At 71.5% G+C, this 25,276-nt stretch carries 23 protein-coding genes; 15 read left to right on the top strand and 8 right to left on the bottom strand.

Going from position 1 to position 25,276, the window contains the following annotated elements; all coding sequences use genetic code 11:
* Nucleotides 1-83 precede the first annotated feature (83 nt).
* Nucleotides 84-833: a type I methionyl aminopeptidase gene (map, locus tag AC1MGR_RS20635; RefSeq protein ID WP_480232774.1), complete on the top strand. Its 750-nt coding sequence runs from the start codon at nt 84-86 to the stop codon at nt 831-833.
* Nucleotides 834-870: 37 nt separating this feature from the next.
* Here map and AC1MGR_RS20630 read toward each other — a convergent pair whose 3' ends face one another.
* The 8 genes from AC1MGR_RS20630 to AC1MGR_RS20595 all read right to left on the bottom strand — a co-directional run bounded on the left by AC1MGR_RS20630 (nt 871) and on the right by AC1MGR_RS20595 (nt 9,277).
* Nucleotides 871-2,436, bottom strand: coding sequence for a c-type cytochrome (locus tag AC1MGR_RS20630; RefSeq protein WP_480232773.1), 1,566 nt, complete (start codon nt 2,434-2,436; stop codon nt 871-873).
* A 33-nt stretch (nt 2,437-2,469) separates the two neighbouring features.
* On the bottom strand, nt 2,470-2,778 hold the full coding sequence (locus tag AC1MGR_RS20625) for a hypothetical protein (protein ID WP_480232772.1): 309 nt from the start codon (nt 2,776-2,778) through the stop codon (nt 2,470-2,472).
* Between the two features lie 3 nt (nt 2,779-2,781).
* The gene (locus tag AC1MGR_RS20620; RefSeq protein ID WP_480234857.1) at nt 2,782-3,279 is read right to left on the bottom strand and encodes a TspO/MBR family protein; all 498 of its coding nucleotides are present in this window, start codon (nt 3,277-3,279) and stop codon (nt 2,782-2,784) included.
* A 20-nt stretch (nt 3,280-3,299) separates the two neighbouring features.
* Entirely contained in the window at nt 3,300-4,496 is a 1,197-nt protein-coding gene (locus tag AC1MGR_RS20615) for a geranylgeranyl diphosphate reductase (protein WP_480232771.1), read from the bottom strand.
* A gap of 4 nt (nt 4,497-4,500) precedes the next feature.
* Nucleotides 4,501-5,844, bottom strand: a complete 1,344-nt coding sequence (locus AC1MGR_RS20610; RefSeq protein ID WP_480232770.1) for a BCD family MFS transporter — start codon at nt 5,842-5,844, stop codon at nt 4,501-4,503.
* A complete protein-coding gene (chlG, locus tag AC1MGR_RS20605) occupies nt 5,844-6,728 on the bottom strand; it encodes a chlorophyll synthase ChlG (protein WP_480232769.1) in 885 nt (294 codons plus the stop codon). Before chlG ends, AC1MGR_RS20610 begins: the two co-directional genes overlap by 1 nt.
* A gap of 148 nt (nt 6,729-6,876) precedes the next feature.
* The gene (ppsR, locus tag AC1MGR_RS20600) at nt 6,877-8,322 is read right to left on the bottom strand and encodes a transcriptional regulator PpsR (protein WP_480232768.1); all 1,446 of its coding nucleotides are present in this window, start codon (nt 8,320-8,322) and stop codon (nt 6,877-6,879) included.
* Between the two features lie 70 nt (nt 8,323-8,392).
* A complete protein-coding gene (locus tag AC1MGR_RS20595) occupies nt 8,393-9,277 on the bottom strand; it encodes a cobalamin B12-binding domain-containing protein (protein WP_108034974.1) in 885 nt (294 codons plus the stop codon).
* Nucleotides 9,278-9,587: 310 nt separating this feature from the next.
* On the opposite strand from AC1MGR_RS20595, the gene bchF reads away from it, so the two are divergent.
* The 14 genes from bchF to hemA all read left to right on the top strand — a co-directional run bounded on the left by bchF (nt 9,588) and on the right by hemA (nt 25,229).
* Entirely contained in the window at nt 9,588-10,091 is a 504-nt protein-coding gene (gene bchF / locus AC1MGR_RS20590; protein WP_108034975.1) for a 2-vinyl bacteriochlorophyllide hydratase, read from the top strand.
* Nucleotides 10,088-11,365 (top strand): ferredoxin:protochlorophyllide reductase (ATP-dependent) subunit N, encoded by a 1,278-nt coding sequence (locus tag AC1MGR_RS20585; protein WP_480232767.1) that lies wholly within the window; start codon nt 10,088-10,090, stop codon nt 11,363-11,365. Before bchF ends, AC1MGR_RS20585 begins: the two co-directional genes overlap by 4 nt.
* 4 nt (nt 11,366-11,369) lie before the next feature.
* A complete protein-coding gene (gene bchB, locus AC1MGR_RS20580; RefSeq protein ID WP_480232766.1) occupies nt 11,370-12,911 on the top strand; it encodes a ferredoxin:protochlorophyllide reductase (ATP-dependent) subunit B in 1,542 nt (513 codons plus the stop codon).
* The gene (locus tag AC1MGR_RS20575) at nt 12,886-16,596 is read left to right on the top strand and encodes a magnesium chelatase subunit H (RefSeq protein WP_480232765.1); all 3,711 of its coding nucleotides are present in this window, start codon (nt 12,886-12,888) and stop codon (nt 16,594-16,596) included. The genes bchB and AC1MGR_RS20575 overlap by 26 nt, the downstream gene beginning before the upstream one ends.
* A complete protein-coding gene (gene bchL / locus AC1MGR_RS20570) occupies nt 16,593-17,486 on the top strand; it encodes a ferredoxin:protochlorophyllide reductase (ATP-dependent) iron-sulfur ATP-binding protein (protein ID WP_480232764.1) in 894 nt (297 codons plus the stop codon). Before AC1MGR_RS20575 ends, bchL begins: the two co-directional genes overlap by 4 nt.
* 14 nt (nt 17,487-17,500) lie before the next feature.
* Nucleotides 17,501-18,202 carry a magnesium protoporphyrin IX methyltransferase gene (gene bchM, locus AC1MGR_RS20565; RefSeq protein ID WP_480232763.1) on the top strand — a complete coding sequence of 234 codons (702 nt, stop codon included), beginning with the start codon at nt 17,501-17,503 and terminating at the stop codon, nt 18,200-18,202.
* Nucleotides 18,199-19,617, top strand: coding sequence for an MFS transporter (locus AC1MGR_RS20560; protein ID WP_108034981.1), 1,419 nt, complete (start codon nt 18,199-18,201; stop codon nt 19,615-19,617). Before bchM ends, AC1MGR_RS20560 begins: the two co-directional genes overlap by 4 nt.
* Before the next feature lie 12 nt (nt 19,618-19,629).
* Nucleotides 19,630-20,406, top strand: a complete 777-nt coding sequence (gene puhA / locus AC1MGR_RS20555; RefSeq protein ID WP_480232762.1) for a photosynthetic reaction center subunit H — start codon at nt 19,630-19,632, stop codon at nt 20,404-20,406.
* A gap of 110 nt (nt 20,407-20,516) precedes the next feature.
* Nucleotides 20,517-21,170 carry a photosynthetic complex putative assembly protein PuhB gene (gene puhB / locus AC1MGR_RS20550; protein ID WP_480234856.1) on the top strand — a complete coding sequence of 218 codons (654 nt, stop codon included), beginning with the start codon at nt 20,517-20,519 and terminating at the stop codon, nt 21,168-21,170.
* Between the two features lie 4 nt (nt 21,171-21,174).
* On the top strand, nt 21,175-21,651 hold the full coding sequence (gene puhC, locus AC1MGR_RS20545; protein ID WP_480232761.1) for a photosynthetic complex assembly protein PuhC: 477 nt from the start codon (nt 21,175-21,177) through the stop codon (nt 21,649-21,651).
* A complete protein-coding gene (locus AC1MGR_RS20540; protein ID WP_480232760.1) occupies nt 21,648-21,950 on the top strand; it encodes a hypothetical protein in 303 nt (100 codons plus the stop codon). The genes puhC and AC1MGR_RS20540 overlap by 4 nt, the downstream gene beginning before the upstream one ends.
* Before the next feature lie 20 nt (nt 21,951-21,970).
* Nucleotides 21,971-23,053, top strand: coding sequence for a magnesium-protoporphyrin IX monomethyl ester (oxidative) cyclase (gene acsF / locus AC1MGR_RS20535; RefSeq protein WP_108035079.1), 1,083 nt, complete (start codon nt 21,971-21,973; stop codon nt 23,051-23,053).
* A gap of 1 nt (nt 23,054) precedes the next feature.
* A complete protein-coding gene (gene puhE, locus AC1MGR_RS20530) occupies nt 23,055-23,906 on the top strand; it encodes a putative photosynthetic complex assembly protein PuhE (protein ID WP_480232759.1) in 852 nt (283 codons plus the stop codon).
* A 105-nt stretch (nt 23,907-24,011) separates the two neighbouring features.
* Complete coding sequence (hemA, locus tag AC1MGR_RS20525) at nt 24,012-25,229, top strand: 5-aminolevulinate synthase (RefSeq protein ID WP_480232758.1); 1,218 nt, start codon at nt 24,012-24,014, stop codon at nt 25,227-25,229.
* Nucleotides 25,230-25,276: the final 47 nt, after the last annotated feature.

The following is a 25,276-nucleotide window of genomic DNA, read 5'->3' as shown; positions in this document are numbered from 1 at the left end:
GGCCTGGCGATCCGCTATGGCTGTGCCCCGACGAGCGGCGATGCGCGCGGCCAGCCAAACGGGCGGCCCCGAGGGACAGCGACATGACGGTTTCGAGCGACGACGACCTGGCGGCCCTGAAGCGGATCGGGCGCATCGTCGCCCAGACCCTGGACGCGATGGGCAAGGCGATCGAGCCCGGGATGACGACGGCCGAACTCGACCGGATCGGACGCCGGCTCCTCGAGGCGGCCGGCGCCCAGCCCGCGCCGGAACTGGCCTACGGCTTTCCCGGGGCCACCTGCATCAGCGTGAACGAGGAGGTCGCGCACGGCATCCCGGGGGACCGCCGGATCGCACCGGGCGACCTCGTCAACATCGACGTCTCCGCGGCCAAGGACGGCTACTTCGCCGATACCGGCGCCTCGTTCCCCGTGCCGCCCGTGACCCGCGCAGTGGAGCGGCTGTGCAAGGACGGTCGCCGGGCGATGTGGACGGGCCTGCGCCAGGTCGGCACCGGCAAGCCGATCGCCGCCATCGGCGAGGCGGTCGGCGCCTTCGCGCGCCGGAACGGCTACACGCTGGTGCGCAACCTGGCGAGCCACGGCGTCGGCCATTCCCTCCACGAGGAGCCGACCGAGATCGCCACCTGGCCCGACGCGTCCGAGCGCCGGATCGCGACGGAGGGCCTCGTCTTCACCGTCGAACCCTTCCTGTCCCTCGGGGCCGAGTTCGCCGAGGATGGGGACGATCCCTGGACCCTCTACAGCCGGCCCCAGGCGCCCACCGTCCAGTACGAGCACACGGTGGTCGCCACCCGCAACGGCCCGCTCATCGTCACCATGGCGAGCTGACGACGCCGCGACCGGTCCCGCCCGCGGCCATCTCCGGTCAGGGCGTGGGCGTCGTCCCCATGGTCGAGGCCTTCAGTTCCGGGTTCTTCAGCTGGGCGTAGGTAACGCTGGCGAAGCTGCCGATCACCGCGTGCCAGCCGGCCTTGTCGTAGCGGGTGTCGTTCCGCCCGGCCTTGCAGAAGGCCGTCGTCAGGCCGTTGACGATGTCGTCGCCCTTGGCGTCCGGCACGGCGGCCTTGATCTTCGGCAGCAGCGCGTTGACGGTCGGAATGAAGTTCTCGGGGTCGAGCCCGGCGAGGCTCTGAGCTGCTCCCGAATCGGCCACCGCCTTGGCGATGTCGGGCTGGGCGATCTCCGCGCAGGGTGCGGTGCCGGCCAGCATCGTCTCGGTCGCCTTGCGCGCCGTGGCGACGACGCCGCGCTCGCTGATCACCGGGGCGGCATTGCCCCAGGCGTTGCGGACGTAGTCGGTGACGTCGGCCACCTCCTGGTCGGTCATGCCGGCACCGATGGCCGGCATCGGCGCGTAGCCGTTCTGAGCCGAGAGTCCGCCGAGGATGACGCGGATCACCGTCTCGGGCCCTTGCGCCTGCACCGAGGTGTTGCCGGCGAGCGCCGGGATCGCCCCCTCGACGCCCTTGCCGTCCGGCTTGTGGCAGGAGGAGCAATAGCTGAGATAGGTCGCGGCGCCCGGGGCGTCGGCCTGGTTGAAAGCCTGGATGTCCTTGACCTTGTAGCTCTCCTTGGCCTTCTGCGTGCGCAGGTAGGCCACCATCGCCTTCAGGTCGGCGTCGGTCATCTTCGACAGGGATTCCTGGATGGTCTGGCGCATCGGGCCCGCCGCGACGCCGGGCTGGTTACCCGGGGCGGCGCCGGTCTTCAGGTAGGTCACGACCTGCTCGTCGCTCCAGCCGCCGATGCCGGTGTGGTCGTCGGGGGTGATGTTGGGGGCGTACCAGCCGTCGATGACGCCGCCGCCGAGCTTGCCGGCCAGGCCGCTGTTGCCCACGATCTTGTTGGCGTTGTGACACATGCCGCAATGGCCGAGCCCCTCGACGAGGTAGCCGCCGCGGTTGACCTCGGCGCTCGCCTGCGGGTCCGGCTGGAATTCGCCGGCCGTGAAGAACGCGGTACGCCAGGTGATGAGCGCGGTGCGGATGTTGAACGGGAACGGAATCTCGGAAGGCTTGCGCGGCTCGTGCACGGCCGGCAGAGACTTCAGATAGGCGAAGATCGCGTCGGAATCGGCCCGGGTGACCTTCGTGTACCAGGCAAAGGGAAAGGCCGGGTAGAGGTAGGAACCGTCCTTGGTGATGCCCTCGTGGAAGGCGCGGTAGAAGTCGTCCGCGCTCCACGTGCCGAGGCCGGTCTCCGGGTCCGGGGTCAGGTTCGGCGTACGGATCTTGCCGATCGGCGTGTTGAGCACGTAGTTGCCGGCGAAGGGCTTCCCGTCCGGCGCCGTGTGGCAGGCGACGCAGTCGCCGGCCGTCACCAGGTACTCGCCGCGCTTGATCAGCTCGGCATCCTGCGCGGCGGCGCCGTGGGCGGCGAAGCCCAGGACGAGGCCGGTCCCCAGGCGGAGAGCGGTGCGGCGGTGGTCCATGACGTCTCTCCGGATCTGTGGTGACGGGGAATTTCAGGCGCGCGTGTCTCGGGGATCGCGAAGGCGGACTGGCGAGGCGAGGAGGCCGAGGCGCAGCGCCATCTCGGTGAGGTGCGCGAGCCCGGCCAGGGCGAGGCATCCGGCGATCACGGGCCAGCCGGCACCCGTGAGGGCGCCGCGCAGGGCCAGCATCAGGGCGGCGCCGGAGGTCAGGTTGCACAGGAGGGCGAGCGGCCAGACGCCCTGCGCCCGGCGGCTCCACAGGATCAGGCCCAGCGCCTCGACGGCGACGAGCAGCAGGATGGCGTCGACGAGGTGACCGCTGGCAAGAAGTGCCTCCATCGCTCACGCGCTCCGGAACGGACCGTTGAGACGGACGATCGCGCGGTTCAGGCAGGCGGCGACCCCGACCCAGACGAGGTAGGGCAGCAGGAGAAGGGCAGCCATCCCGTGCACCCGCCCTGTGACAATGATGAGCACCCCGATCGAGAGCCAGAGGAACAGAACCTCGACGAAGGCCCAGTCCGGCCGGCGCAGGCGGAAGAACAAACCGCTCCAGGCGATGTTCAGGACGGCGTTCACCGCGTAGGCGGCCCCCAGGGCGGTGCGGAATGCGGGGCTCGCGTCGGCGTTCCAGGCGAGCACGGCCGAGATCGCCGTCAGCGTGAAGATCGTGGTCCATACGGGACCGAAGGCCCAGTCCGGCGGCTTCCAGGCGGGACGCCTGAGGGCCTGGTACCAGGGGCCGGTCGTGGTCAGGAGCCCGCCCGCCAAAGCCACCAGGATTGCGGTGACGGCGGCGATGCCGGCCGGTGCCCATCCACCCGTCCCGTCGAGACCCATCGCGAGATTGCTGGTGACACTCACGGGGAGACCCAGCGGAACAGGTGCGCGAGGTCCTTGAAGAAGATCCGCGCGTGGGCCGCGGGTTTGGCCCGGACCAGCTCCTTGTTCATGTAGGAGTCCCAGGTCAGCTGCTGCACGTCCCGGTCCCGGCAGATCGAGACGAAGCGCTCGCGCAGGCCATCGTTGCGGTACCAGACCGCCTGCATGATCCGCAGGATCAGGAAGACCCGCCCGTGCAGGCGCATGAAGTTGCGTCGCGCCTCCGCCAGTGCCCGGGCCTGGCCGGTGGCGAGGAAGGCCTGGGCCGCCTCGGCGGCGAGGCGTCCGCCGAGCATGGCGTAGTAGATGCCCTCGCCGGACGCCGGCGCGACGATGCCCGCGGCGTCCCCGGTGAGGAGGACGTCGCGGCCGTTGTCCCAGCGGCGCAGGGGCTTCAGGGGCAGGGGGGCGCCCTCGCGACGGACGGTCTCGCCCGCCTCGAGGCCGGTGGAGGCCCGCAGGGCCCGAATCGCGCCCCGGAGGGAGAAGCCCTTGCGGGCACTCCCGGTGCCGATGCTCACCGTGTCGCCGTGCGGGAAGACCCAGGCGTAGAAGTCCGGCGAGAGCTTGCCCTGGTAATAGACGTCGCAGCGGGTGGCCTCGACGTCGTGCGCCACCCCCTCGGGCAGGCGGACGATCTCGTGATAGGCGAAGACCTGCCGCATGGCGGCGTGGCCTGGGATCTCGGCGCGGCCGACGGCGGAGCTCGCCCCGTCGGCCCCGATGACGAGGCGGGCCCGGGCCGCGCGGGGAAAGCCATCCTGGAGGTAGTGCACGCAGGTCCCGTCCGCGTCGCGCTCGACGTGCCGGAAGGTGGCGGGCCGAAGCACGGCGCCCGCGGCGGCGGCGCGCTCCCGCAGCCAGGGATCGAAGTCGGCCCGGTCGACCATGCCGACGAAGCCGTCGCCGATCGGCATGTCCACCCGCTTGTCCTGGGGCGAGACCATCCGGGCCGAGCGGATCCGGGCGACGAGGAGATGGTCGGGGATGGCGAAATCGCGGATCAGGCGCGGGGGGATGGCGCCGCCGCAGGGCTTGATCCGTCCGGGCTTGTCGAGGAGCAGCACGCGCCGCCCGCTGCGGGCGAGGTCGGTGGCCGCGGTTGCGCCGGCCGGGCCGCCGCCCACAACCACCACATCGTAGGTTTCGAGGTCGGTGTCCCGGACGGCTGCCATGATCTCACCTCGTGGAAAGCGAAGCCTCGAACGACGGTTGACGACGCCGGCCCCGCGGCACCTGCGTTGCAGGAGCGTGCGCGATGCGCAGGGCGAGGGCGGCGGCGAACACGAAGAGCAGCGCCTCGGCGGCGAATACGCTGGCATAGGCGTCGACCACCCGCGGCGTGACGAGGCGGGCCAGGTCCACCGCGACGGTGCCGAGGAAGCCGCCGGCGCCGAAGGCGACGCCCTGGGCCGCGCCCCAGACGCCCATCCGCGTGCCGCGCTCGGCCTCGCCGCCGGCTCCGGCCAGCGCCATCATCGAGCCGATCGCCGCCACCGCGAAGATGCCGTTGAACAGGCCGAGGGCGAAGACCGGCACCCGCAGGGGGAAGTCGGCGCCTGCGAGGCCGCCCGCCGCGATGGCGAGGAGCGCCAGGGCCGAGCCGAGGCAGCCGAGGGTGGTCCAGACCTTCAGGGAGCCGAGCACCGGACCGCCGATGCCCATGGTGAGGCCCGCCACCGTCAGCATGCCGGCGAGCACGCCGCCATGCTGCAGGCCCGCGAGCTTGGTGGTCACCCCGGGCGTCATCGCGAAGACGAGTCCGGCGAAGGGTTCGAGGATGAGTTCCTGGGCGCTGTAGGCCAGCATCGCCATGAAGATGAAGATCGTGAAGCGCCGGGATTCCGGCTCGGCCCAGACCCGCGCCAGCACTTCGCGGAACGGACGCTTCTCCGCCGCCTCGGTGCCGCCGGACGCCCCGGCCGCCGGCTCGACCCCGCGCAGCGCCAGCGCCGCCATCGCGAAGGCGAGGAGCGAGACGGTGCCGGACACCGCGATCAACCGCGCGCCGGAGAAGGGATCGAGGAAGTGCCCGGCCAGGGGCGCCGTGATGGCGAAACCCGCGATCATCATGACCCAGACCACGGTGGCGGCGGCCCCGCGGCGGCGGGCGTCCACGCCCGTGGCGAGGAGCACGAGCAGCGAGGTCCCGGCGGCCCCCGCGCCCATGCCGACCGTGAGGAACGACAGCACCGCCAGCGCCAAGCCCGCGGCCTGGTGCGTCTCGGCGAGGGCGGTGGCCACGGCCGCGCCGAATCCGCCGAGGGCCAGGGCCGCCATGCCGCCGACGATCCAGGGCGTGCGCCGGCCGGTGCGGTCCGAGCCGTAGCCCCAGCGCGGACGCAGAACCTGCACCGCGTAGTGCAGGGCGATGAGCCCGCCCGGCACGATCGCCGGCAGCGCGAGCTCCACCACCATCACGCGGTTGACGGTCGAGGTCATCAGGACCACGACGGCACCGAGGGCGGTCTGCACGAGGCCGAGCCGGACGATGGCGAGCCAGCCGAAGCTCGGATTCGGCATCAGAGGCCTCCCTGGACCAGGGGCCGCAGGGCGAAGGCCGCCACCAGCATGCCGAGCACGTAGAGGGTGGTGCCGGTGCCGTTGTACCAGGCGGCGCGCTCGCGGGGCGCGGCCAGGAGGCGCCGCATCAGGATGAACTGCCCGAGCAGCAGGACGCCGATGACCGTTCCGTGCCAGGGCCGGTTCCAGGCGAACAGGCCGAGGATGACGGCCAACTGGGGTGCGGCCATGACGAGGCAGGCGAGGCGGGCGGCCCCAAGCGTGCCGAGCTGGACGGGTAGGGAGCGGATCCCGGTGCGGCCGTCGCCCTCCACCGACTTGAAGTCGTTCAGGGTCATAATGCCGTGGGCGCCGATGGAATACAGCAGGGCGACCAGCAGCACGCGCCCGTCCGGCACGGCCGCGGCCATCACGGCCGCGCCGGTGAACCAGGGCAGGCCTTCGTAGCAGATCGCCACCGCCGAATTGCCCCACCAGCCGTTGCGCTTGAGGCGCAGGGGCGGCGCGCTGTAGATCCAGGCCAGCACGAGGCCGAACAGGGCGGCGCCGAGGATCCACGGACCGAGGGCGGCGGCGACGAGGAGCGACAGCACGGTCCAGCCCGCGGCGACGTAGAGGCCCCAGCGCCCGGGCATCCGGCCCGAGGGGATCGGGCGGTGCGGTTCGTTGATGGCGTCGACGTGGCGATCGTACCAATCGTTCACCGCCTGCGAAGTGGCGCAGACGAGGGGGCCGGCCAGGATCACCCCGGCGGCGATCACCGGCCATTGCCCGGTGGGCGAGGCGCCGGAGGAGACCACGCCGCAGGTGAAGGCCCACATCGGCGCGAACCATGTGATCGGCTTCAGAAGCTCGATGAGGGCGCTGGGTGCAGGCGTTGCCATGGCGACGACGCTAGAGTTTTACAGACACGAGTGTCAAGTTTGATTTACAACATGTTCGTGAGCGCTGGCGTGCCCGACGACACCTTGCCCGAATCCATTCCTGCAGGTGGAAGAGCTTCAGCGCGACGCGGTTCAGTTCGGCGGGACCTCAGGCGTCGTCGGAGACGTCGCGGCCCTCGAGATCGCCGATGCCGTAGCGGTGCATCTTGGCGTAGAGGCCCTGGCGGCTGAGCCCCAGCATCTCGGCGGCCGAGGCCCGGTTGTCGCGGGTGATGCGCAGGGCGGCCTCGATGCACAGGCGCTCGATGAGATCGGTCGATTCGCGCACGAGGTTCTTCATCGAGACGCGACCGACGAGCTCCGTCATCTGCTCGACGGAGCGGGGCAGCTCGCGACCGCCGGCCACGGCCGCCGCCCGCCGGGGCGTCGCCCGGAGGGTGAAGCCGATGCAGGGCTGGCTGCCGCCGGTGACCGAGACGGCGGCGACTTCCACATCCTCGATGCTGCCGTAGGTGCCGCGGATCTGCGTGGGGAAGTGCCGGACGGAGCCGTGCTGCGCCAGGGTCGCGAACAGGGCCGCCGCCTCGGATTCCTCCCGCCCGATCCAGGTGTCGAGGGACTGGCCGCGCACCTGCTCCTCCGTGGCGAGCTGGACCAGATCGAGGAAGGCGGGGTTCGCGGTCAGGACCCGCCGGGCCGGGTCGGTGACGACGAAGCCCTCGGGCAGGTTGCGCAGGACGTCGAGGGCGCCCGCGCCCGTGCGGGCCGCGCTCGTTTCCAGCGGCTCGGGCGAGGCCAGCCGCAGCAGGATGCTGGTGGCGTTCTCTTGCCGGAACAGCGAGGCGGCGACCCGGACGGCGCCGCGCCCATGCCCGAGCCGGGCTTCCAGGTCGGCCGCCTGTCCGGTCATCCGGAGGCCGGCGAAGAGCGATTCGAGGTCGCGCACACAGGCGCCATCGAACAGGTCGACCGCGTCCTGCCCGACGATGCGCTTCTCGGCCCGGCCGATCAGCCGGGAGGCGGCGGGGTTCACCTCCGTTACACGACGGGTCGCGGCATCGACCACGAGCACGGGCTCGGAGCCGAGCTGGAACAGCAGGCGGTACCGGGTCTCGGCGCCGCGCATGCGCAGGTAATCCCGCTCCAGTGCCTGCTGCGTCTCGGCGAGCGTCCGCTGCAGCGAGGCCATGGCGCGCAGGTTTCGCCCCAGGACGAGGATCTGGCCGTCCTTGGCGAGCCGCATGGCGGCGTAGCGTACGGGGAGGTCGGTGCCGGTGGGCGAGACGTGGTTCACCTGGCGCCAGCGCGTGACGGCGCCGGGCGCGGCATCCTTGAGGAGGGCGGCGATCTTCGGACGGCTCTCCACCGTCACCGTGTCGACCCAGGGGCGGCCCAGCCAGGTGTCGCAGCCCTCATCCGCGAGATCGGCGCTGCCGAAGGTCGCTTCCCGGATGACGCCTTCGCCGTCGATGACCAGGGACAGGTCCGTCGCCGCAGCCACCAGCAAGCCCGCCGCCTGCGCGTCGAGGGGTCCGAGTGACTTTTGAAGCGCCGCAAGCGCATGGCTCGCGGCAGGAAGCGCCAGGCTGGTCACGGATCACCACGTCGGGATGTGATCGGGCAGGTCGGATCGGGGAGGGAGGGTAAATCTATCGTGATGTCTTTCAGCAGGGTCTGACCGGCAGATCAAGCAAGCATTCCGCAACGGACAGGGCCGTGCGGGCGTCACCGGCGCTCGCGTCGGCCCCTACGCGCCGGAAGCTGTCGGGATTGGCGGCGAACGCCGGACCTCCAACCAGGACCCGGAGCGCATCGTTCCGCGAATTCCGGCGCAGCGCCGCCACGGTCTCGGTCATCGCGGGAAGCAGGGCCTCGCAGGCGAGGGACAGGCCCACGATGTCGAACCACTCCTCCTGGACGCAGCGGAGGCTGTCCATCCCAGGCTGCGTGACCGACGAGGTCACCGACCATCCCGCTTCCCGAAAGAACTGCTCGACCAGGGTAAGGCCAAACCTGTGGGAATCTCCCGGACAGGGCAGCAGCAGGATCTTCCGGTTCACGGCGGGGGCCGCGGGCTCGTGGCGAAAGCGGCTCGTGATCTCGCGCATGATGCGCTGGATCCGCCCCATGGCGCGGGTCACCTCGACGAAGTCGCAGAGGTCCTCCTCCCACAGAACGCCGAGGTGGCGGGCCGTCGGCGCAAGGAGGTCGAGGAGGAGGCTGTCGGTCCCCAGGCCGCTCGCCAGGAGTTCGGCGAGCCGGCCCTCCACGTCGTCGCCGGCCGGGTCCAGCATGAGGGCCGTGAAGGCCGCGATCTGCGCCTCGCTCGGCAGCACGTCCGTCGGCTCCGGGCTCGGCTCGATCCGGTGCGCCAGCATCAGCCGGGGAATGATCTCGGCCTCCACGACGCGCGCCAAGTCCCGCTGCAGCCGGATCGCCTGCCCGAAGACCGCGAGCTGCGCGCTGATCCCGGATTCGCACAGGTCCGCGACATCCCGGCTGGATGGTTCGTAGCGCAAGCGATCACCGAACTGCCTCACATCATCCATTGGTCCCTCCCAATGTGTCTGACGGCTTTGTCTGTCGGTTCGATCTTGTGCGTCGAATTCCGGGATGTCTGAGCACACGCCTCAGTACCCCGGCGCCGGGGAGGGCCAGCTTGACCGGCCTCTGCAATCAAGCTGCACGATACGCCCGAAACGGACTTTATCAATACGCGTCTTATAACTATTTTGCATTCAATCTGTCATTCGGTTTTGACGTAAAGCTGGCTTGACACATGGGGACCGCCTTCCTAACCTCCCTTCAACGAGACCCGGCGACCTGGTCGCAAGGGGTCTCCGCAAGGGGGCGGACAGCATGATCCGGAGAGCGGACAGGCCCAGACGACCTCTCTACGACGCCGAGCAACGCGCCCGTCGCGATGCCACCCGCTGGACCCTGGTCCAGGGTGTCCTGGCCCCGCTTCAATTCCTCGTGTTTGCCGTGAGCCTCGGGCTCGTCCTGCGCACCCTGTGGACAGGTGAGGGCGCGACCGCCGCCAACGCCTCCGTGGTGGTGAAGACCCTGGTGCTCTACGCGATCATGGTCACCGGCTCGATCTGGGAGAAGGCGGTCTTCGGGCGATACCTGTTCGCGCCGGCCTTCTACTGGGAGGACATGGTCAGCATGCTCGTGCTGGCCCTGCACACCGCCTACCTCGTGGCGCTGGCCACCGGCGCCCTCGACACTGCCGGCCTCATGGGCCTCGCCCTGGCGGCCTACGCCGCCTACGCGATCAACGCCGCGCAGTTCGTGCTGAAGCTGCGCGCCGCCCGGCTCCAGACGATGCCGCCCCGCCTGATGGCGGAGGCCGCGCGATGAACGCCCACGCGCCGATCCCCACCCTGGAGACGGGCTGCGACATCCGCCAGGAACGCGGCCAGCGCGCGGTGTTCTGCGGGCTCACCGGCATCGTCTGGCTGCACCGCAAGATCCAGGACGCCTTCTTCCTCGTGGTCGGCTCGCGCACCTGCGCCCACCTCATCCAGTCCGCCGCCGGCGTGATGATCTTCGCCGAGCCGCGCTTCGCCACCGCCATCATCGACGAGCGCGACCTCGCGGGCCTCGCCGACGCGAACGAGGAGCTCGACCGGGTGGTGCGCCGCCTCATCGAGCGCCGCCCCGACATCCGCCTGCTGTTCCTCGTCGGCTCCTGCCCCTCCGAGGTGATCAAGCTCGACCTCTCACGGGCAGCGCAGCGCCTCTCCCGCAGCGTCCATCCCGACGTGCGGGTGCTGAGCTACTCGGGCAGCGGCATCGAGACCACCTTCACGCAGGGGGAGGATGCCTGCCTCGCCGCCCTCGTGCCCGAGATGCCCCGTGCCGCCGAGACCGGTGCGCCCGCGCTCCTCGTGGTCGGCGCCCTGGCCGACGTGGTCGAGGACCAGTTCGCGCGGATCTTCGCGGATCTCGGCCTCGCCACCGTGGCCTTCCTGCCGGCGCGCCGCGCCGGGGCGCTGCCTGCGGTGGGACCCGACACCCGCTTCCTCCTCGCCCAGCCCTTCCTCGCCGACACCGCCCGCGCCCTCGAGGCGCGGGGCGCGAAGCGGATCCCGGCGCCGTTCCCCCTCGGGGTCGAGGGCACGACGGGCTGGCTCGCCGCGGCCGCCGAGACCTTCGACGTGCCGTCCGAGCGCTTCGCCCGCGTCACCGCCCCGGGGCGGGCCCGCGGCGCCATCGCCCTCGACCTCTACCGGGAGCGGCTCGCCGGCAAGCGGGTGTTCTTCTTCCCCGATTCGCAGCTCGAACTGCCGCTCGCCCGCTTCCTCGCGCGCGAGATGGGTGCGGAACTGATCGAGGTCGGCACGCCCTACCTCCATCGCCAGCACCTCGCCCCGGAACTCGCCCTGCTGCCCCCCGGCACCCGGGTGGTGGAGGGCCAGAGCCTCGACGTGCAGATGGACCGCTGCCGCGCGGCCCAGCCCGACCTCACGGTCTGCGGCCTCGGCCTCGCCAACCCGCTCGAGGCCGAGGGGCTGGCGACCAAGTGGTCGATCGAGCTGCTGTTCACCCCGATCCAGGGCTACGACCAGGCCGGGGACCTCGCCGAACTCTTCGCGCGCCCGCTGAAGCGCCGCGCCCGGCTGGAGGTCTGAGGCTATGCAGCTGACGCTCTGGACCTACGAGGGCCCCCCGCATATCGGCGCCATGCGGATCGCCACCGCCATGCAGGGCCTGCACTACGTGCTGCACGCGCCGCAGGGCGACACCTATGCCGACCTGCTCTTCACCATGATCGAGCGGCGCGACGCGCGCCCGCCGGTGACCTACACCACCTTTCAGGCCCGGGACCTCGGCGCCGACACCGCCGCGATCTTCCAGGATGCCGTGGCGCAGGCCTACGCCCGCTTCCAGCCGCAGGCGATGATCGTCGGCGCCTCCTGCACCGCCGAGCTGATCCAGGACGACCCGGGCGGTCTCGCCCGCGCGCTCGACCTGCCGATCCCCGTCATCGCGCTCGAGCTCCCGGCCTACCAGAAGAAGGAGAACTGGGGCGCTTCGGAGACCCTCTACCGCCTCGTCCGCGCGCTGGCCGGCTGCACCGCCGAACCGCGCGCCGGGCGCCGTCCGCTCTGCAACGTCCTCGGCCCCACGGCCCTCGGCTTCCGCCACCGCGACGACCTCGTCGAGGTCACCAAGATCCTGGCCGCGCTCGGCATCGACGTGAACGTCGTCGCGCCGCTCGGCGCGACGCCCGCCGATCTCGGGCGCCTGGGCGCGGCGGACTTCAACGTCGTGCTCTATCCGGAGATCGCCCGCGCCGCCGGCCTGCACCTGCAGAAGACCTTCGGCCAGCCGATGGTCGAGATCGTGCCGATCGGCGTCCAGGCCACCATCCGTTTCGTCGAGGCGGTGGCCGCCGCCGCCGGGGTCGATCCCGCCCCCGTCCTCGCCGGCGCCCCCTCGCGCCTGCCCTGGTACGCGCGCTCGGTCGATTCGACCTACCTCACCGACAAGCGGGTCTTCATCTTCGGCGACGCCACCCACGCCCTGGCCGCCGCCCGGGTCGCCGCCACGGAGCTCGGCTTCAAGGTGGTGGGCCTGGGCACCTACACCCGCGAATTCGCTCGCGAGGTCCGCGCCGAGGCGGCGCTCCACGGCATCGAGGCCACGATCACCGACGATTACCTCGACGTCGAGGCGGCGATCCAGGCCGCCGGGCCGGAGCTCGTGCTCGGCACTCAGATGGAGCGCCACATCGCCAAGCGCCTCGGGCTGCCCTGCGCGGTGATCTCGGCCCCGATGCACGTCCAGGATTTCCCCGCGCGGCACTCGCCGCAGATGGGTTTCGAGGGCGCCAACGTCCTGTTCGACACCTGGGTCCACCCCCTGATGATGGGCCTCGAAGAGCACTTGCTCGGCATGTTCCGCGAGGATGCCGAGTTCCACGGGGAGGCGACGCCGTCGCACCTGCCCCGTCACAGCGCCGCGCCGGCCGCGACGCTCCCGGAGGTCCTGCCCGCGCACGCCGACCCGATCCTCGTCACCTGGGCGACCGATGCCGAGAAGGAACTGAAGAAGATCCCGTTCTTCGTGCGGGGCAAGGCCCGCGCGAACACCGAGCGCTTCGCGCGGGAACGCGCCCTGCCGCTCATCACCGTCGAGACCTTGTACGATGCCAAAGCGCATTTCGGACGCTGAGCGCCCGGCGCTCCGGGTCGTCCTCGTGACGATGGACAACCATGTGGCGAGCGCCCTGGAGCGCGCCCGCCAGCGTCTCGCGCGCGACCTGCCGGGCCTCGTCCTCGACTTCCACGCCGCGGCTGCCTGGGACACCGACCCGGCTGCCCTGGAAGCCTGCCGCGCCGACATCGCGCGGGGCGACATCGTCATCTCCACCATGCTGTTCATGGACGAGCACGTCCGGGCCATCCTGCCGGCCCTGCTGGCGCGGCGCCCCCATTGCGACGCGATGATCGGCTGCCTCTCGGCGAGCGACGTGGTCAAGACCACCCGCCTCAACCGCTTCGACATGGACGGCAGCAAGCGCGGCGCGCTCGATTTCCTGAAGAAGCTGCGCGGCAAGCCCGGCGCCCAGGGCAACGGCGCCCGCCAGATGGCGATGATCCGGAAGCTGCCCAAGATCCTGCGCTTCATCCCGGGCTCGGCCCAGGACGTGCGGGCCTACTTCCTCACCCTGCAATACTGGCTCTCGGGCTCGGACGAGAACATCGCCAACCTCGTACGCTTCCTGGTCGGGCGCTATGCCGCCGGCCCGCGCGAGGGCTGGCGCCGGATCGCGGCCGCGCCCGCGCCCCTCAGCTATCCCGAGACCGGCCTCTATCATCCGCGCATGGCCGGGCGGATCGGCGAGGACGTGACGAAGGTGCCGGCGCCCGCCGGACCGGTGAAGGGCCGCGTGGGCCTCCTCGTCATGCGCTCCTACGTTCTGGCCGGGAACACCGCCCATTACGACGGCGTCATCGCCGCCCTGGAGGCGCGGGGGCTCGCCGTCGTTCCGGCCTTCGCCAGCGGCCTCGACAATCGCCCCGCGGTGGACGCCTTCTTCCGCCGCGACGGGCGCCCGACCATCGACGCCCTGGTCTCGCTCACCGGCTTCTCCCTGGTGGGCGGCCCCGCCTACAACGATGCCGCCGGGGCCCAGGCGCTGCTCGCCGAACTGGACGTGCCCTACCTCGCGGCCCACGCCCTGGAGTTCCAGACCCTCGAGCAGTGGGAGGCGTCCGACCGGGGCCTCTCGCCGGTCGAGGCCACCATGATGGTGGCGATCCCCGAGCTCGACGGCGCCACCGCCCCGATGGTGTTCGGCGGGCGCTCCAGTCGCTCGCTGGGCACCAGCGCCCGCGACATGGTCGTGCATTCCGAGCGCGCCGACATGCTCGCCGCCCGCATCGAGCGCCTCGTGGCCCTGCGCCGGACCGCGCGGGCCGAGCGCCGGGTCGCGGTCGTCCTGTTCGGCTTTCCGCCCAATGCCGGCAGCATCGGCACCGCCGCTTTCCTGTCGGTCTACCAATCGCTGCACAACACCCTCATCGCGATGAAGGCCGACGGCTACGCGGTCGAGGTGCCCGAGAGCGTCGACGCCCTCCGGGACGCCGTGCTCGCCGGCAACGCCGCCCGCTTCGGCACCCCCGCCAACGTCCATCACCGCATCCCCGCCGACGAGCATGTCCGGCGCGAGCGGCACCTCGCCGAGATCGAGGCCCAGTGGGGACCGGCCCCGGGGCGCCAGAACAGCAACGGCGCCCAGATCTTCGTGCTCGGTGCCCAGTTCGGAAACGTCTTCGTCGGCGTGCAGCCGGGCTTCGGCTACGAGGGCGACCCGATGCGGCTGCTGTTCGAGCGCGGCTTCGCCCCGACCCACGCGTTCTCGGCCTTCTACCGCTATCTGCGCGAGGATTTCCGCGCCGACGCCGTTCTGCATTTCGGCACCCACGGGGCGCTCGAATTCATGCCCGGCAAGCAGACCGGCCTCTCCGGCGCCTGCTGGCCGGAGCGCCTGATCGGCGCCCTGCCACACGTCTACCTCTACGCCGCCAACAACCCCTCCGAGGGCCTGCTCGCCAAGCGCCGCTCCGCCGCGACCCTGGTGAGCTACCTGACCCCCAGCCTGGCCCAGGCCGGGCTGTACCGCGGCCTCATCGACCTGAAGGCCTCCATCGAGCGCTGGCGCGGCCTGGAGCCCGGCGCGGTGGCCGAGCGCCGGGACCTCGCCGAACTGATCCAGGCCCAGGGGGCGGGCCTCGACCTCGTGGCCGCCGAGCCGGCCTGGGATGCCGACCTCGCCGGCCACGTCCATCGCCTCGGCGTGGCGCTTCACGAACTGGAGCACACCCTGATCCCGCACGGGCTGCACGTGGCGGGGGCGGCGACACCGCCGGAGGAGCGGACCGACATCCTCCTCGCCCTCGCGGAGGCCAGCCACGGCCTCGCGCCGGCCCGCGGCGGCCTGGAGGCCCTGGTCGCCGGTGCGGCGATCGAGGCTGCCCTGGCGCAGGGCGGCCTCGCCCTTACCGACGCGAACCGGGACGCCTTCGCGGCCTTGCGCGAGACCGATCTCCTGTTGTCACAGGATTACGAGATCCGGGGCCTGCTGGCGGCCCTCGACGGCCGCTTCATCGCCCCCGTCGCCGGCGGCGACCTCCTGCGCAACCCGGACATCCTACCCACCGGGCGCAACCTGCACGGCTTCGACCCCTACCGCCTGCCGTCCGCCTTCGCCCTCGCCGACGGCGCCCGCCAGGCCGCGCGCCTGCTGGCCCGCTACCGCGACGACGGCGCTCCGCTGCCCGAGAGCATCGCCCTGGTGCTCTGGGGCACCGACAACCTGAAGAGCGAAGGCGGCCCCATCGCGCAGGCCCTGGCGCTGATCGGCGCGGCCCCGCGCTTCGACGGCTACGGCCGACTCTGCGGCGCCACCCTGGTCCCGCTGGAAACCCTCGGGCGGCCCCGCATCGACGTCGTCGTCACCCTGTCGGGGATCTTCCGCGATCTCCTGCCCCTGCAGACCAAGCTGCTGGCCGAGGCCTCCTACCTCGCCGCCACCGCCGACGAGCCGGCGGAGCGGAACTTCGTCCGCAAGCACGCCCTGGCGCTCCAGGCCGCCCACGGCCTCGACCTCGAGACCGCGGCGCTCCGGGTCTTCTCCAACGCGGAGGGCACCTACGGCGCCAACGTCAACGCGCTGGTGGAATCCGGCCGCTGGGAAGAGGCCGACGAGATCTCCGAGACCTTCGCGCGGCGCAAGTCCTTCGCCTACGGCCGCACCGGCGTGCCGACGGCCCAGCGCGCCCTCATGGGCGCCGTGCTGGCCACCGTGGACCTGGCCTACCAGAACCTCGACTCGGTCGAGGTCGGCGTGACCTCGGTGGACCACTACTTCGACGGTCTCGGCGGCATGGGCCGCGCCGTCGCCGAGGCCCGCGGTGCCGCGGTGCCGATCTTCATCAGCGACCAGACCCGCGGCGAAGGCGTGGTCCGGACCCTGACCGAGCAGGTCTCCCTGGAGACCCGCACCCGGATGCTCAACCCGAAATGGACCGAGGGCATGCTCGGCCACGGCTACGAGGGCGTGCGCCAGATCGAGGCGCACCTCACCAACACCATGGGCTGGTCGGCCACCACCAACGGCGTCGCCCCCTGGGTCTACCAGCGCATCACCGAGACCTACGTCCTCGACCCCGCCATGCGCGCCCGCATGGCGGCTCTCAACCCGACCGCTTCGGCCAAGGTGGCTCACCGGCTGATCGAGGCGCACCAGCGCGGCTTCTGGACCCCCGACGCGGAGACGCGCGACGCGCTCGACCGCGCCGAGGAGGAGCTCGAGGACCGCGTCGAAGGCATCACCGCAGGGGTCGCCGCATGAACATCGCCATCCGTAATCCCGTCGCCTCACGCCAGCCCGAGGGCAGCGTCCAGGTCGAGCTCGACCCGAACCTCAAGATCGGCACCGCCAAGGTGTTCGCCGTCTACGGCAAGGGCGGCATCGGCAAGTCGACCACCTCGTCGAACCTGTCGGTGGCCTTCTCCAAGCTCGGCAAGCGCGTGCTGCAGATCGGCTGCGACCCGAAGCATGATTCGACCTTCACGCTGACGAAGCGCCTGGCGCCGACGGTGATCGATGCCCTGGAGGCCGTGCAGTTCCACTCCGAGGAGCTGCGGATCGAGGACTTCGTCGCCGAGGGCTACAACGGCGTGATGTGCGTCGAGGCCGGTGGGCCGCCGGCGGGCACCGGCTGTGGCGGCTACGTCGTCGGCCAGACCGTGAAGCTCCTGAAGGAGCACCATCTCCTCGAGGACACCGACGTGGTGATCTTCGACGTGCTCGGCGACGTGGTCTGCGGCGGCTTCGCCTCGCCCCTCCAGCACGCCGACCAGGCGCTGATCGTCACCGCCAACGACTTCGACTCGATCTTCGCCATGAACCGGATCGTCGCCGCGATTCACGCCAAGGCGAAGAACTACCCCGTGCGGCTCGGCGGCGTCATCGCCAACCGCTCGGCCAAGACCGACGAGATCGACCGCTTCAACGCCGCGACCGGCCTCGAGCGCATCGCCCATTTCCCCGACCTCGACGTGGTCCGGCGCTCGCGCCTGAAGAAGTCGACCCTGTTCGAAATGGAGTCGACGCCGGAGCTCGAAGCCGTGACCGCCGAGTACATGCGCCTCGCCGCCCATCTCTGGGCCGGCGGCAAGCCGCTGAACGCGCTCCCCATGAAGGACCGCGACCTGTTCGAATTCCTCGGCTTCGATTGAGCGGGCGCCGCACCATGACCTCGCACAGCTACGCCGCCCGCCGCTCCCAGCTCACCACCTATTTCGACCGCACCGCGGTCGAGGCCTGGGCCCGGCTGACCTCGGACGCGCCGGTCTCGAAGATCCGCGCCACGGTGCGGGCCGGGCGCGACGCCATGCGGGCCAACCTCCTGTCCTGGCTGCCCGCCGACCTCACCGGCCGCCGCCTGCTGGATGCCGGCTGCGGCACCGGAGCGCTCAGCCTGGAGGCCGCCCGCCGCGGGGCCGAGGTGGTCGCCATCGACGTCTCGCCGACGCTGATCGGGCTCGCCCGGGAGCGCACTACCCTGGCGGGCGCGGGCTCCATCGATTTCCGGGTCGGCGACATGCTTGATCCCGCGCTTGGCCGGTTCGACTTCGTCGTCGCGATGGATTCGCTGATCCACTACGCCACCCCCGACATCGTGCAGGCGCTCGCCGCCCTGGCGGCCCGGACCGACGCCCGCATCCTGTTCACGGTGGCGCCCCGTACGCCGCTCCTTACCCTGATGCATATGGCCGGCCGCGCCTTCCCCCGCGGCGACCGGGCCCCTGCCATCGTGCCGGTCGGCGAGGCGGACCTGCGCCGCCGTCTGGCGGCGGAGCCGGCCCTGGCCGATGTCCGGCTCGACCGGGCGCACCGGGTGAACAGCGGGTTCTACCTGTCCCAGGCCTTCGAACTCCGGCGGGTTCCATGACCCGTCTCGGCGCCTCCATGTCCCGCGCGATCCAGCGCGTCGGCCCCGGCTTCCTCCCCTTCGCCGACGCGGCGACGGCGGAGCTGCCGATGGGGCGGCTGCTGCGGCTCGCCCTGTTCCAGGTCACGGTGGGCATGGCCGCGGTGCTGCTCATCGGCACGCTCAACCGGGTGATGATCGTCGAGCTGGCGGTGCCGGCCTGGATCGTCGCCGTGATGCTGTCCCTGCCGCTGATCTTCGCGCCGTTCCGGGCGCTCGTCGGATTCCGCTCGGACACCCACCGCTCGGTGCTGGGCTGGCGCCGTGTGCCCTACATCTGGTTCGGCACGCTGCTGCAGTTCGGCGGGCTGGCCATCATGCCCTTCGCCCTGCTGATCCTGTCGGGCGACACCACCGGACCGGCCTGGCCCGGCCACGTCGCCGCCGCGCTCGCCTTCGTGATGGTCGGCGCCGGGCTCCACACCACCCAGACCGTCGGGCTGGCGCTGGCCACCGACCTCGCCCCGGCCCATGCGCGGCCGCGGGTGGTGGCGCTCCTCTGCGTCATGCTCCTGGCCGGCATGGTGGTGAGCGCCGTCGCCTTCGGTCTGCTGCTGGCGGATTTCTCGGCCCTGCGCCTGATCAAGGTGATCCAGGGAGCGGCCCTCCTCACCATCGTGCTCAACGGCATCGCGCTTTGGAAGCAGGAGCCCCGCGCCCCGGGCCGTACGGCCCGGGAGCTGCCCCGACCGGCCTTCTCGGAATCCTGGGCGCTCTATGCCGGCAAGGGGCGCGCCCGCCGCCGCCTCGTCGCCACCGGGCTCGGCACCGCCGCCTTCTCCATGCAGGATATCCTGCTGGAGCCCTATGGCGGGCAGATCCTGCACCTGCCGGTGGCTGCCACCACCGCGCTGACCGCGCTGCTGGCCGCCGGCGGCGGCCTCGGCCTCCTGATCGCCGCGCGCTGGCTCGACCGGGGCGGCGACGCCTTCCGGGTCGCGGCCTCCGGCGCCGTGGTCGGCATCGCCGCCTTCTCGGCGGTGGTCTTCGCCGCCCCCCTCGATTCGGCCCGGCTGTTCGCCGTGGGTGTCGGCCTGATCGGCCTCGGCGGCGGCCTCTTTGCCCACGGGACGCTCACCGCCTCGATGGCGAAGGCCGGCCCGGAGGATACGGGCCTCGCCCTCGGCGCCTGGGGCGCGGTCCAGGCGAGCGCCGCCGGCCTCGCCATCGCGGCGAGCGGCATCCTGCGCGACCTCGGCGCGCATCTCGCCGAATCCGGCCGGCTCGGCGAGGCGCTGAACCTGCCCTCCACCGGCTACCTCATCGTCTACCATCTGGAGATCGCGCTGCTGTTCGCGACGCTGCTGGCCATCGGCCCGCTCGTCCGGCCCGAGAGCCGCTCGACTCTCCCGCACTCCCTGCCTCGCTCAGCCTGAAGGAGACCGGCCATGCCGAGAGGTGAAATCACGGGCTACGTCGACGTCGCGCAGCTGGTCCTCTACGCGTTCTGGATCTTCTTCGCCGGTCTCGTCTTCTACCTGCGCCGCGAGGATCGACGCGAGGGCTATCCCCTCGAATCCGAGGCCGCCCGCGGACGGGCGATGCCGCCGGACCCGTTCCTGATCCCGTCGCCGAAGGCGTTTCTCCTCTCCAACGGCCACGTGAAGCACGCGCCCCCGATCGGCCCGCGCACCCCCTGGAACTACCGCGGCCACAAGCACGAGGTCTGGCCCGGCGCGCCGCTCGAGCCCGATACGGATGGCCTGCACGACGCCATCGGGCCCGGCTCCTACGCCAACCGCGAGGACAGCCACGACGAGACTTGGGATCGCGAGAAGCGCATCGTGCCCCTGCGGGTCGCCGATCATTTCGTGGTCCACGAGCTCGGCCCGAACCCCATCGGCATGTCGGTCTTGGGTGCCGACCGGCAGGTGGCCGGGACGGTGAGCGACCTCTGGGTCGATCGCGGGGAATCCATGGTGCGCTACTACGAGGTCGAGCTCGGGGCCGGCGGCCGGCGGGTGCTCATGCCCGCCACCTTCTGCCGGACCGGCCGGTTCTCGCAGCGCGTGACCTGCGAAGCCCTGCTGGCGCACCAGTTCGCCGACGTCCCGACCACCAAGGACCCGGATTCGGTCACCCTCAACGAGGAGGAGCGGATCATGGCGTTCTACGGCGGCGGCACCCTCTACGCGACGCCCACCCGGCAGGAGGCCATCCTGTGAGCCGGTTCACCAGGCGGCCCACGCCGCACCTCGCCAAGACGCGGCCCGTGCCGCACCCCGCCAAAACGCGGACCGTGCCGCATGCCGGGACGAAGCGGCCCGTGCCGCACCTGCCCGCCAACGCCTTCGACGCGCCGCCCGGCCTGCCGGCGCCGCTGCCGGCCGGCGAGAACATCCTCTGGCAGGGACGCCCCTGCGGCTTCGGAATCGCCTTCCGGGCGCTGCACCTGCGGCTCGTCGGCCTCTGGTTCGCCGGACTGGCGCTCTGGGCGGCGCTCCCGGCGGCCCTCGACGGACAGGCGCGGGAGGCCGCCGCCCTCGCTCTGCCGACCCTGGCGATCGGCACCGGCGCGGTGCTGCTCCTCGGCCTCCTCGGCTGGCTCTCGGCCCGCACCACCACCTACACCATCACCAACCGGCGGGTGGTCATGCGGGTGGGCATCGCCCTGCCGATGACCCTCAACCTGCCGTTCGCCCTGGTGGAGGCGGCCGGCTGCCGCCTCCACCGCGACGGCAGCGCCGACCTGCCCCTGCGCCTGCGCCCCGGCAACCGCGTCGCCTACCTCCATCTCTGGCCCCATGCCCGGCCCTGGCACGTGAACCGGCCCGAGCCGATGCTGCGCACGGTGGCGCAGGGGGCGGAGGTCGCGCAGATCCTGGGCCGCGCGCTCGCGGCCCATCGCGAGGCACCGGAGGAATCGGCCGGCCCCGTCATCCTGCGGCCGCGCGTGGCTCCCGGCCCGCGCCTCGCAACGGCGAGCTGATCCGATGACGGTCGCGAACCCGCATCCCCTGGCACGCACCGCCGGCCGCACCTCGCGGAGCCTGGTGGTCGGCGTCGGCCTCCTTCTCGGCTTCGTGGTGGCGGCCGTGACCGTCGGCCGGGTCGAGAGCATCGGCCTGACCCGGATGGAGCCGGCGCGCCCCGTCCAGAGCCTCGCCCTCCGGGTCGACGACGCGGCCGACGGCTCGATCACCCTGCGCGACGCCGAGCACGGCGACCTCGTCGCCACCGTCCGGCCGGGCGCGGACAACTTCATCCGCGCCACCCTGCGGGGCTTCGCCCAGGGGCGGCTCCGGGCCGGCTTGCCGCGGGACGTCCCCTTCCGCCTGACGCGCTTCGACGACGGCTCGCTCCGGCTCGACGACGCGCTCACCGGGCGCAGCGTCGATTTCGGCGCCTTCGGGCCCTCGAACTTCGCCGCCTTCGCCCGCCTGATGCCCCAGAACGGAGCCGCACGATGATGGCCTGGCTGAACGGACGCCGCAGCGTCGACGTCCCCTGCACAGTGGAGATCGAGCAGACCCCCGAGAGCCTGCACGCCCACGTGGTCCTCGACGCCAGCTTCGAGATCGAACCCGGCGACGCCGTGCAGGTGCACGACGCGCCCACCTCGGTGCCCTACGGCGAACGCCTCGTGGTGCGCCGGACCGCCACAGTGATCCGCGCCGGCCGCCTCGAGCGGCTCTGGACGAAGCTCGCGGGCCACCTCGAGCTCACCGAGCTCTACGAAGTCAGCTTTTCCGAGAGGAGGCGCCTGTGACCGCAGCCACCCAGCAGCCCATCGCCCAGCAGCCCAACGGCAAGGCTCCTGCCCCGAAACTGCCCCTCAACGAGGCCACGAAGGCCGCGCAGGAAACGACGTTCCTGTCGCCGCGCTTCTACACGACCAATTTCGAGGAACTCGACCGCACCGACGTCGAGCCCGTCCGGGCCGAGTGGAACAAGCTCATCGCCGAGCTGCGCGCCGACCCGAACAAGCGCCACTTTACCCGCAACGCGGACTTCGACTGCGACATGTCCGGGCTCGACCCGGCCCTGCGCAAGGAATTCATGGACTTCCTCGTGTCGTCGATCACCGCCGAGTTCTCGGGCTGCGTGCTCTACGCCGAGATGCGCAAGCGCGCGAAGAATCCCGACATCCGCGAGCTGTTCGGCTTCATGAGCCGAGACGAGGCGCGCCATGCCGGCTTCATCAACGACGTGCTGAAGGATTTCGGCATCGGCGTCGACCTGGGCTTCCTGACCAAGTCGAAGAAATACACCTTCTTCCGGCCGAAGTTCATCTTCTACGCCACCTACCTCTCCGAGAAGATCGGCTACGCCCGCTACATCACCATCTTCCGCGAGCTGGAGCGCAAGCCCGAGCGCCGCTTCCACCCGATCTTCAAGTGGTTCGAGAAGTGGTGCAACGACGAGTTCCGCCATGGCGAGGCCTTCGCCCTGCTCATGCGCGCCAACCCGAAGCTGACCTCGGGCCTCAACCGCTACTGGATCAAGTTCTTCCTCCTGGCGGTCTTCGCGACGATGTATGTCCGCGACCATTGCCGGCCGGCCTTCCACGAGGCCCTCGGGGTCGATCCGACCGACTACGACTTCCAGGTCTTCCGGATCACCTCGGAGATCTCCAAGCAGACCTTCCCGCTGACGCTGGACCTCGACAACCCGCGCTTCAAGCAGGCCCTCGACCGGCTGCTGGCCTGCTCGGTGGGGATCGCCGACGCGAAGGCGCAGGGCGGCCTCCTCGGTAAGCTGAAGCAGGGTGCCTGGGTCGCCGCCTCGGCGGTGAACTTCGCCCGGCTCTACGCCCTGCCGACCCTCGACAACCCGATGCCGGCGGAGATCCGCCTCGAGCCGGTCTGGTAGGATGGCCGCCTACGCGCTTCCCGCCTTCTACGCGGTGCTGGTCTGGTGGTTCTCCACCGGCCTGATCCTGCTCCTCGACCACCGCCCGCGCGCGACGCACGGGGTCAGCATGGCGGCGGGCACGGGCGTGCTCGCCCTGGCCCTCTGGGCCATCGGCGCCTCGGCCGGGGATGCCAGCGCGGGAAGCGCCTACGTCGCCTTCACGGCGGCCCTGGTGGTCTGGGGCTGGCAGGAGATGAGCTACTACATGGGCTTCGTCTCGGGCCCCCGGGCCGAGGGCTGCCCGCCGGATGCCCGGGGCTTCCGGCGCTTCCGGGCGGCGGCGGCCACCAGCCTGTGGCACGAGGCGGCCATCGTCGCGGGCGGCCTCGCGATCTGGGCCCTGACCTGGCGCCAGCCGAACCTGTTCGCCCTGTGGACCTACCTCGTCCTGTGGGGGATGAACCTCTCCGCCCGGCTGAACCTCTTCCTCGGGGTGCGCAACCTCAACGCCGAGTTCCTGCCCGAGCACCTCGCCTATCTCGGCAGCTACCTCCGGGTGCGGGCCATGAACCCGCTGTTCCCGGTCTCGGTGACGGCGGCCGGCCTCGCCACTGCCGCCCTGGTCCTGGCGGCGTTCGCCGAAGGCGTCACCGCCCACGAGGTCGCCGGCCTGAGCATCCTGGCGACCCTGATGGCGCTCGCCACCCTGGAGCACGGCTTCCTGATGCTGCCGCTGCCCTCGGCCGCGCTCTGGCAATGGAGCCTGCCGAAGCTGGACCGGGGCGGGCCCGTGCCGTCGCCGGTCCCGGCCGCCCGCGGGGAGGGCGCCCGCGCCGGCGAGCCGCGCATCGCCGAAGCCGACGGACGCTGACATCACCCCGGTCCGCGTGCGCGGGCCGGCTCTATCGACGCCGCCGCGGCGGCAGGATGGGCGAGCGGGCCAGAACCCGCCGTGCAACGAGGGAAGGGGACAGGCATGAACTACGAAGAGATCTTCGGCTCTGCTTTGGCCGGCCTGCATCGCGAGGGGCGCTACCGCGTCTTCACCGACCTCGAACGGCAGGCGGGCCGCTTCCCGCACGCCACCCACCACACGCCGTCCGGCACGCGGCCGGTGACGGTGTGGTGCTCCAACGACTACCTCGGCATGGGCCAGAACCCGGTGGTGCTCGACGCCATGCACGAGGCCCTGGACCGCTGCGGCGCCGGCGCGGGCGGCACCCGCAACATCTCGGGCACCAACCACTACCATGTGTTGCTGGAGCGCGAGCTCGCCGACCTCCACGGCAAGGAGGCCGCGCTGCTCTTCACCTCGGGCTACGTCTCGAACTGGGCGGCTCTGGGCACCCTCGGGAGCCAGCTTCCCGGCTGCGCGATCTTCTCGGATGCCGGCAACCATGCCTCGATGATCGAGGGCATCAAGGCGAGCCGCGCCGAGCGCCACATCTTCCGCCACAACGACCCCGAGGATCTCGACCGCAAGCTGCGCCTGGTCGACCCGGCCCGGCCGAAGATCGTGGCCTTCGAGTCGGTCTACTCGATGGACGGCGACATCGCCCCGATCGCGGAGATCTGCGACGTGGCCGAGGCGCACGGTGCGCTCACCTACCTCGACGAGGTCCACGCCGTCGGCCTCTACGGCGCGCGCGGCGGCGGCATCTCCGAGCGCGAGGGCCTCGCCCACCGTCTCGACGTCATCGAGGGCACCCTCGGCAAGGCCTTCGCGGTCCATGGCGGCTACATCACCGGATCGGCGCGGCTCTGCGACTTCGTGCGCAGCTTCGCCTCCGGCTTCATCTTCACCACCTCCCTGCCCCCGGCGGTGGCCGCGGGCGCCGCGGCCAGCATCCGACACCTCAAGGCGAGCGGGGCCGAGCGGGCCCGGCACCAGGAGCGGGTCGCCGCGGTGCGCGCCCGCCTCGACGCCGCCGGCATCCCCTATCTCCCGAACGACAGCCACATCGTGCCGGTGATGGTCTGCGATCCGGTGCTGTGCAAGGCGATCAGCGACACCCTGCTCGACGAGTTCGGGATCTACGTCCAGCCGATCAACTACCCCACGGTGGCCCGTGGCACCGAGCGCCTGCGGATCACGCCCTCGCCGCTGCATTCCGACGACGACATCGATCACCTCGTCGGCGCGCTGAGCACGATCTGGGGCCGGATGGGCGTCCAGCGGGCGGCGGCCGAGTAGGACGCGCATCGTCACTCCCCCCGCTGCGGGGGAGGGACCCCGCACCA

It is taken from the genome of Methylobacterium sp. BI1 (assembly GCF_056680125.1).
This window is presented reverse-complemented; position numbering and strand designations above follow the sequence as displayed.

Excerpts from the sequence above, each read along its gene's own strand:
- AC1MGR_RS20595 (WP_108034974.1), bottom strand. The coding sequence starts at position 9,277 with ATGGATGATGTGAGGCAGTTCGGTGATCGCTTGCGCTACGAACCATCC.
- bchF (WP_108034975.1), top strand. The coding sequence starts at position 9,588 with ATGATCCGGAGAGCGGACAGGCCCAGACGACCTCTCTACGACGCCGAG.
- AC1MGR_RS20610 (WP_480232770.1), bottom strand. The coding sequence starts at position 5,844 with ATGCCGAATCCGAGCTTCGGCTGGCTCGCCATCGTCCGGCTCGGCCTC.
- puhA (WP_480232762.1), top strand. The coding sequence starts at position 19,630 with ATGCCGAGAGGTGAAATCACGGGCTACGTCGACGTCGCGCAGCTGGTC.
- AC1MGR_RS20585 (WP_480232767.1), top strand. The coding sequence starts at position 10,088 with ATGAACGCCCACGCGCCGATCCCCACCCTGGAGACGGGCTGCGACATC.
- bchL (WP_480232764.1), top strand. The coding sequence starts at position 16,593 with ATGAACATCGCCATCCGTAATCCCGTCGCCTCACGCCAGCCCGAGGGC.
- puhC (WP_480232761.1), top strand. The coding sequence starts at position 21,175 with ATGACGGTCGCGAACCCGCATCCCCTGGCACGCACCGCCGGCCGCACC.
- puhE (WP_480232759.1), top strand. The coding sequence starts at position 23,055 with ATGGCCGCCTACGCGCTTCCCGCCTTCTACGCGGTGCTGGTCTGGTGG.
- AC1MGR_RS20575 (WP_480232765.1), top strand. The coding sequence starts at position 12,886 with ATGCCAAAGCGCATTTCGGACGCTGAGCGCCCGGCGCTCCGGGTCGTC.
- bchB (WP_480232766.1), top strand. The coding sequence starts at position 11,370 with ATGCAGCTGACGCTCTGGACCTACGAGGGCCCCCCGCATATCGGCGCC.
- hemA (WP_480232758.1), top strand. The coding sequence starts at position 24,012 with ATGAACTACGAAGAGATCTTCGGCTCTGCTTTGGCCGGCCTGCATCGC.
- AC1MGR_RS20560 (WP_108034981.1), top strand. The coding sequence starts at position 18,199 with ATGACCCGTCTCGGCGCCTCCATGTCCCGCGCGATCCAGCGCGTCGGC.
- AC1MGR_RS20620 (WP_480234857.1), bottom strand. The coding sequence starts at position 3,279 with ATGGGTCTCGACGGGACGGGTGGATGGGCACCGGCCGGCATCGCCGCC.
- AC1MGR_RS20630 (WP_480232773.1), bottom strand. The coding sequence starts at position 2,436 with ATGGACCACCGCCGCACCGCTCTCCGCCTGGGGACCGGCCTCGTCCTG.
- map (WP_480232774.1), top strand. The coding sequence starts at position 84 with ATGACGGTTTCGAGCGACGACGACCTGGCGGCCCTGAAGCGGATCGGG.
- bchM (WP_480232763.1), top strand. The coding sequence starts at position 17,501 with ATGACCTCGCACAGCTACGCCGCCCGCCGCTCCCAGCTCACCACCTAT.
- AC1MGR_RS20615 (WP_480232771.1), bottom strand. The coding sequence starts at position 4,496 with ATGGCAGCCGTCCGGGACACCGACCTCGAAACCTACGATGTGGTGGTT.
- AC1MGR_RS20625 (WP_480232772.1), bottom strand. The coding sequence starts at position 2,778 with ATGGAGGCACTTCTTGCCAGCGGTCACCTCGTCGACGCCATCCTGCTG.
- chlG (WP_480232769.1), bottom strand. The coding sequence starts at position 6,728 with ATGGCAACGCCTGCACCCAGCGCCCTCATCGAGCTTCTGAAGCCGATC.
- AC1MGR_RS20540 (WP_480232760.1), top strand. The coding sequence starts at position 21,648 with ATGATGGCCTGGCTGAACGGACGCCGCAGCGTCGACGTCCCCTGCACA.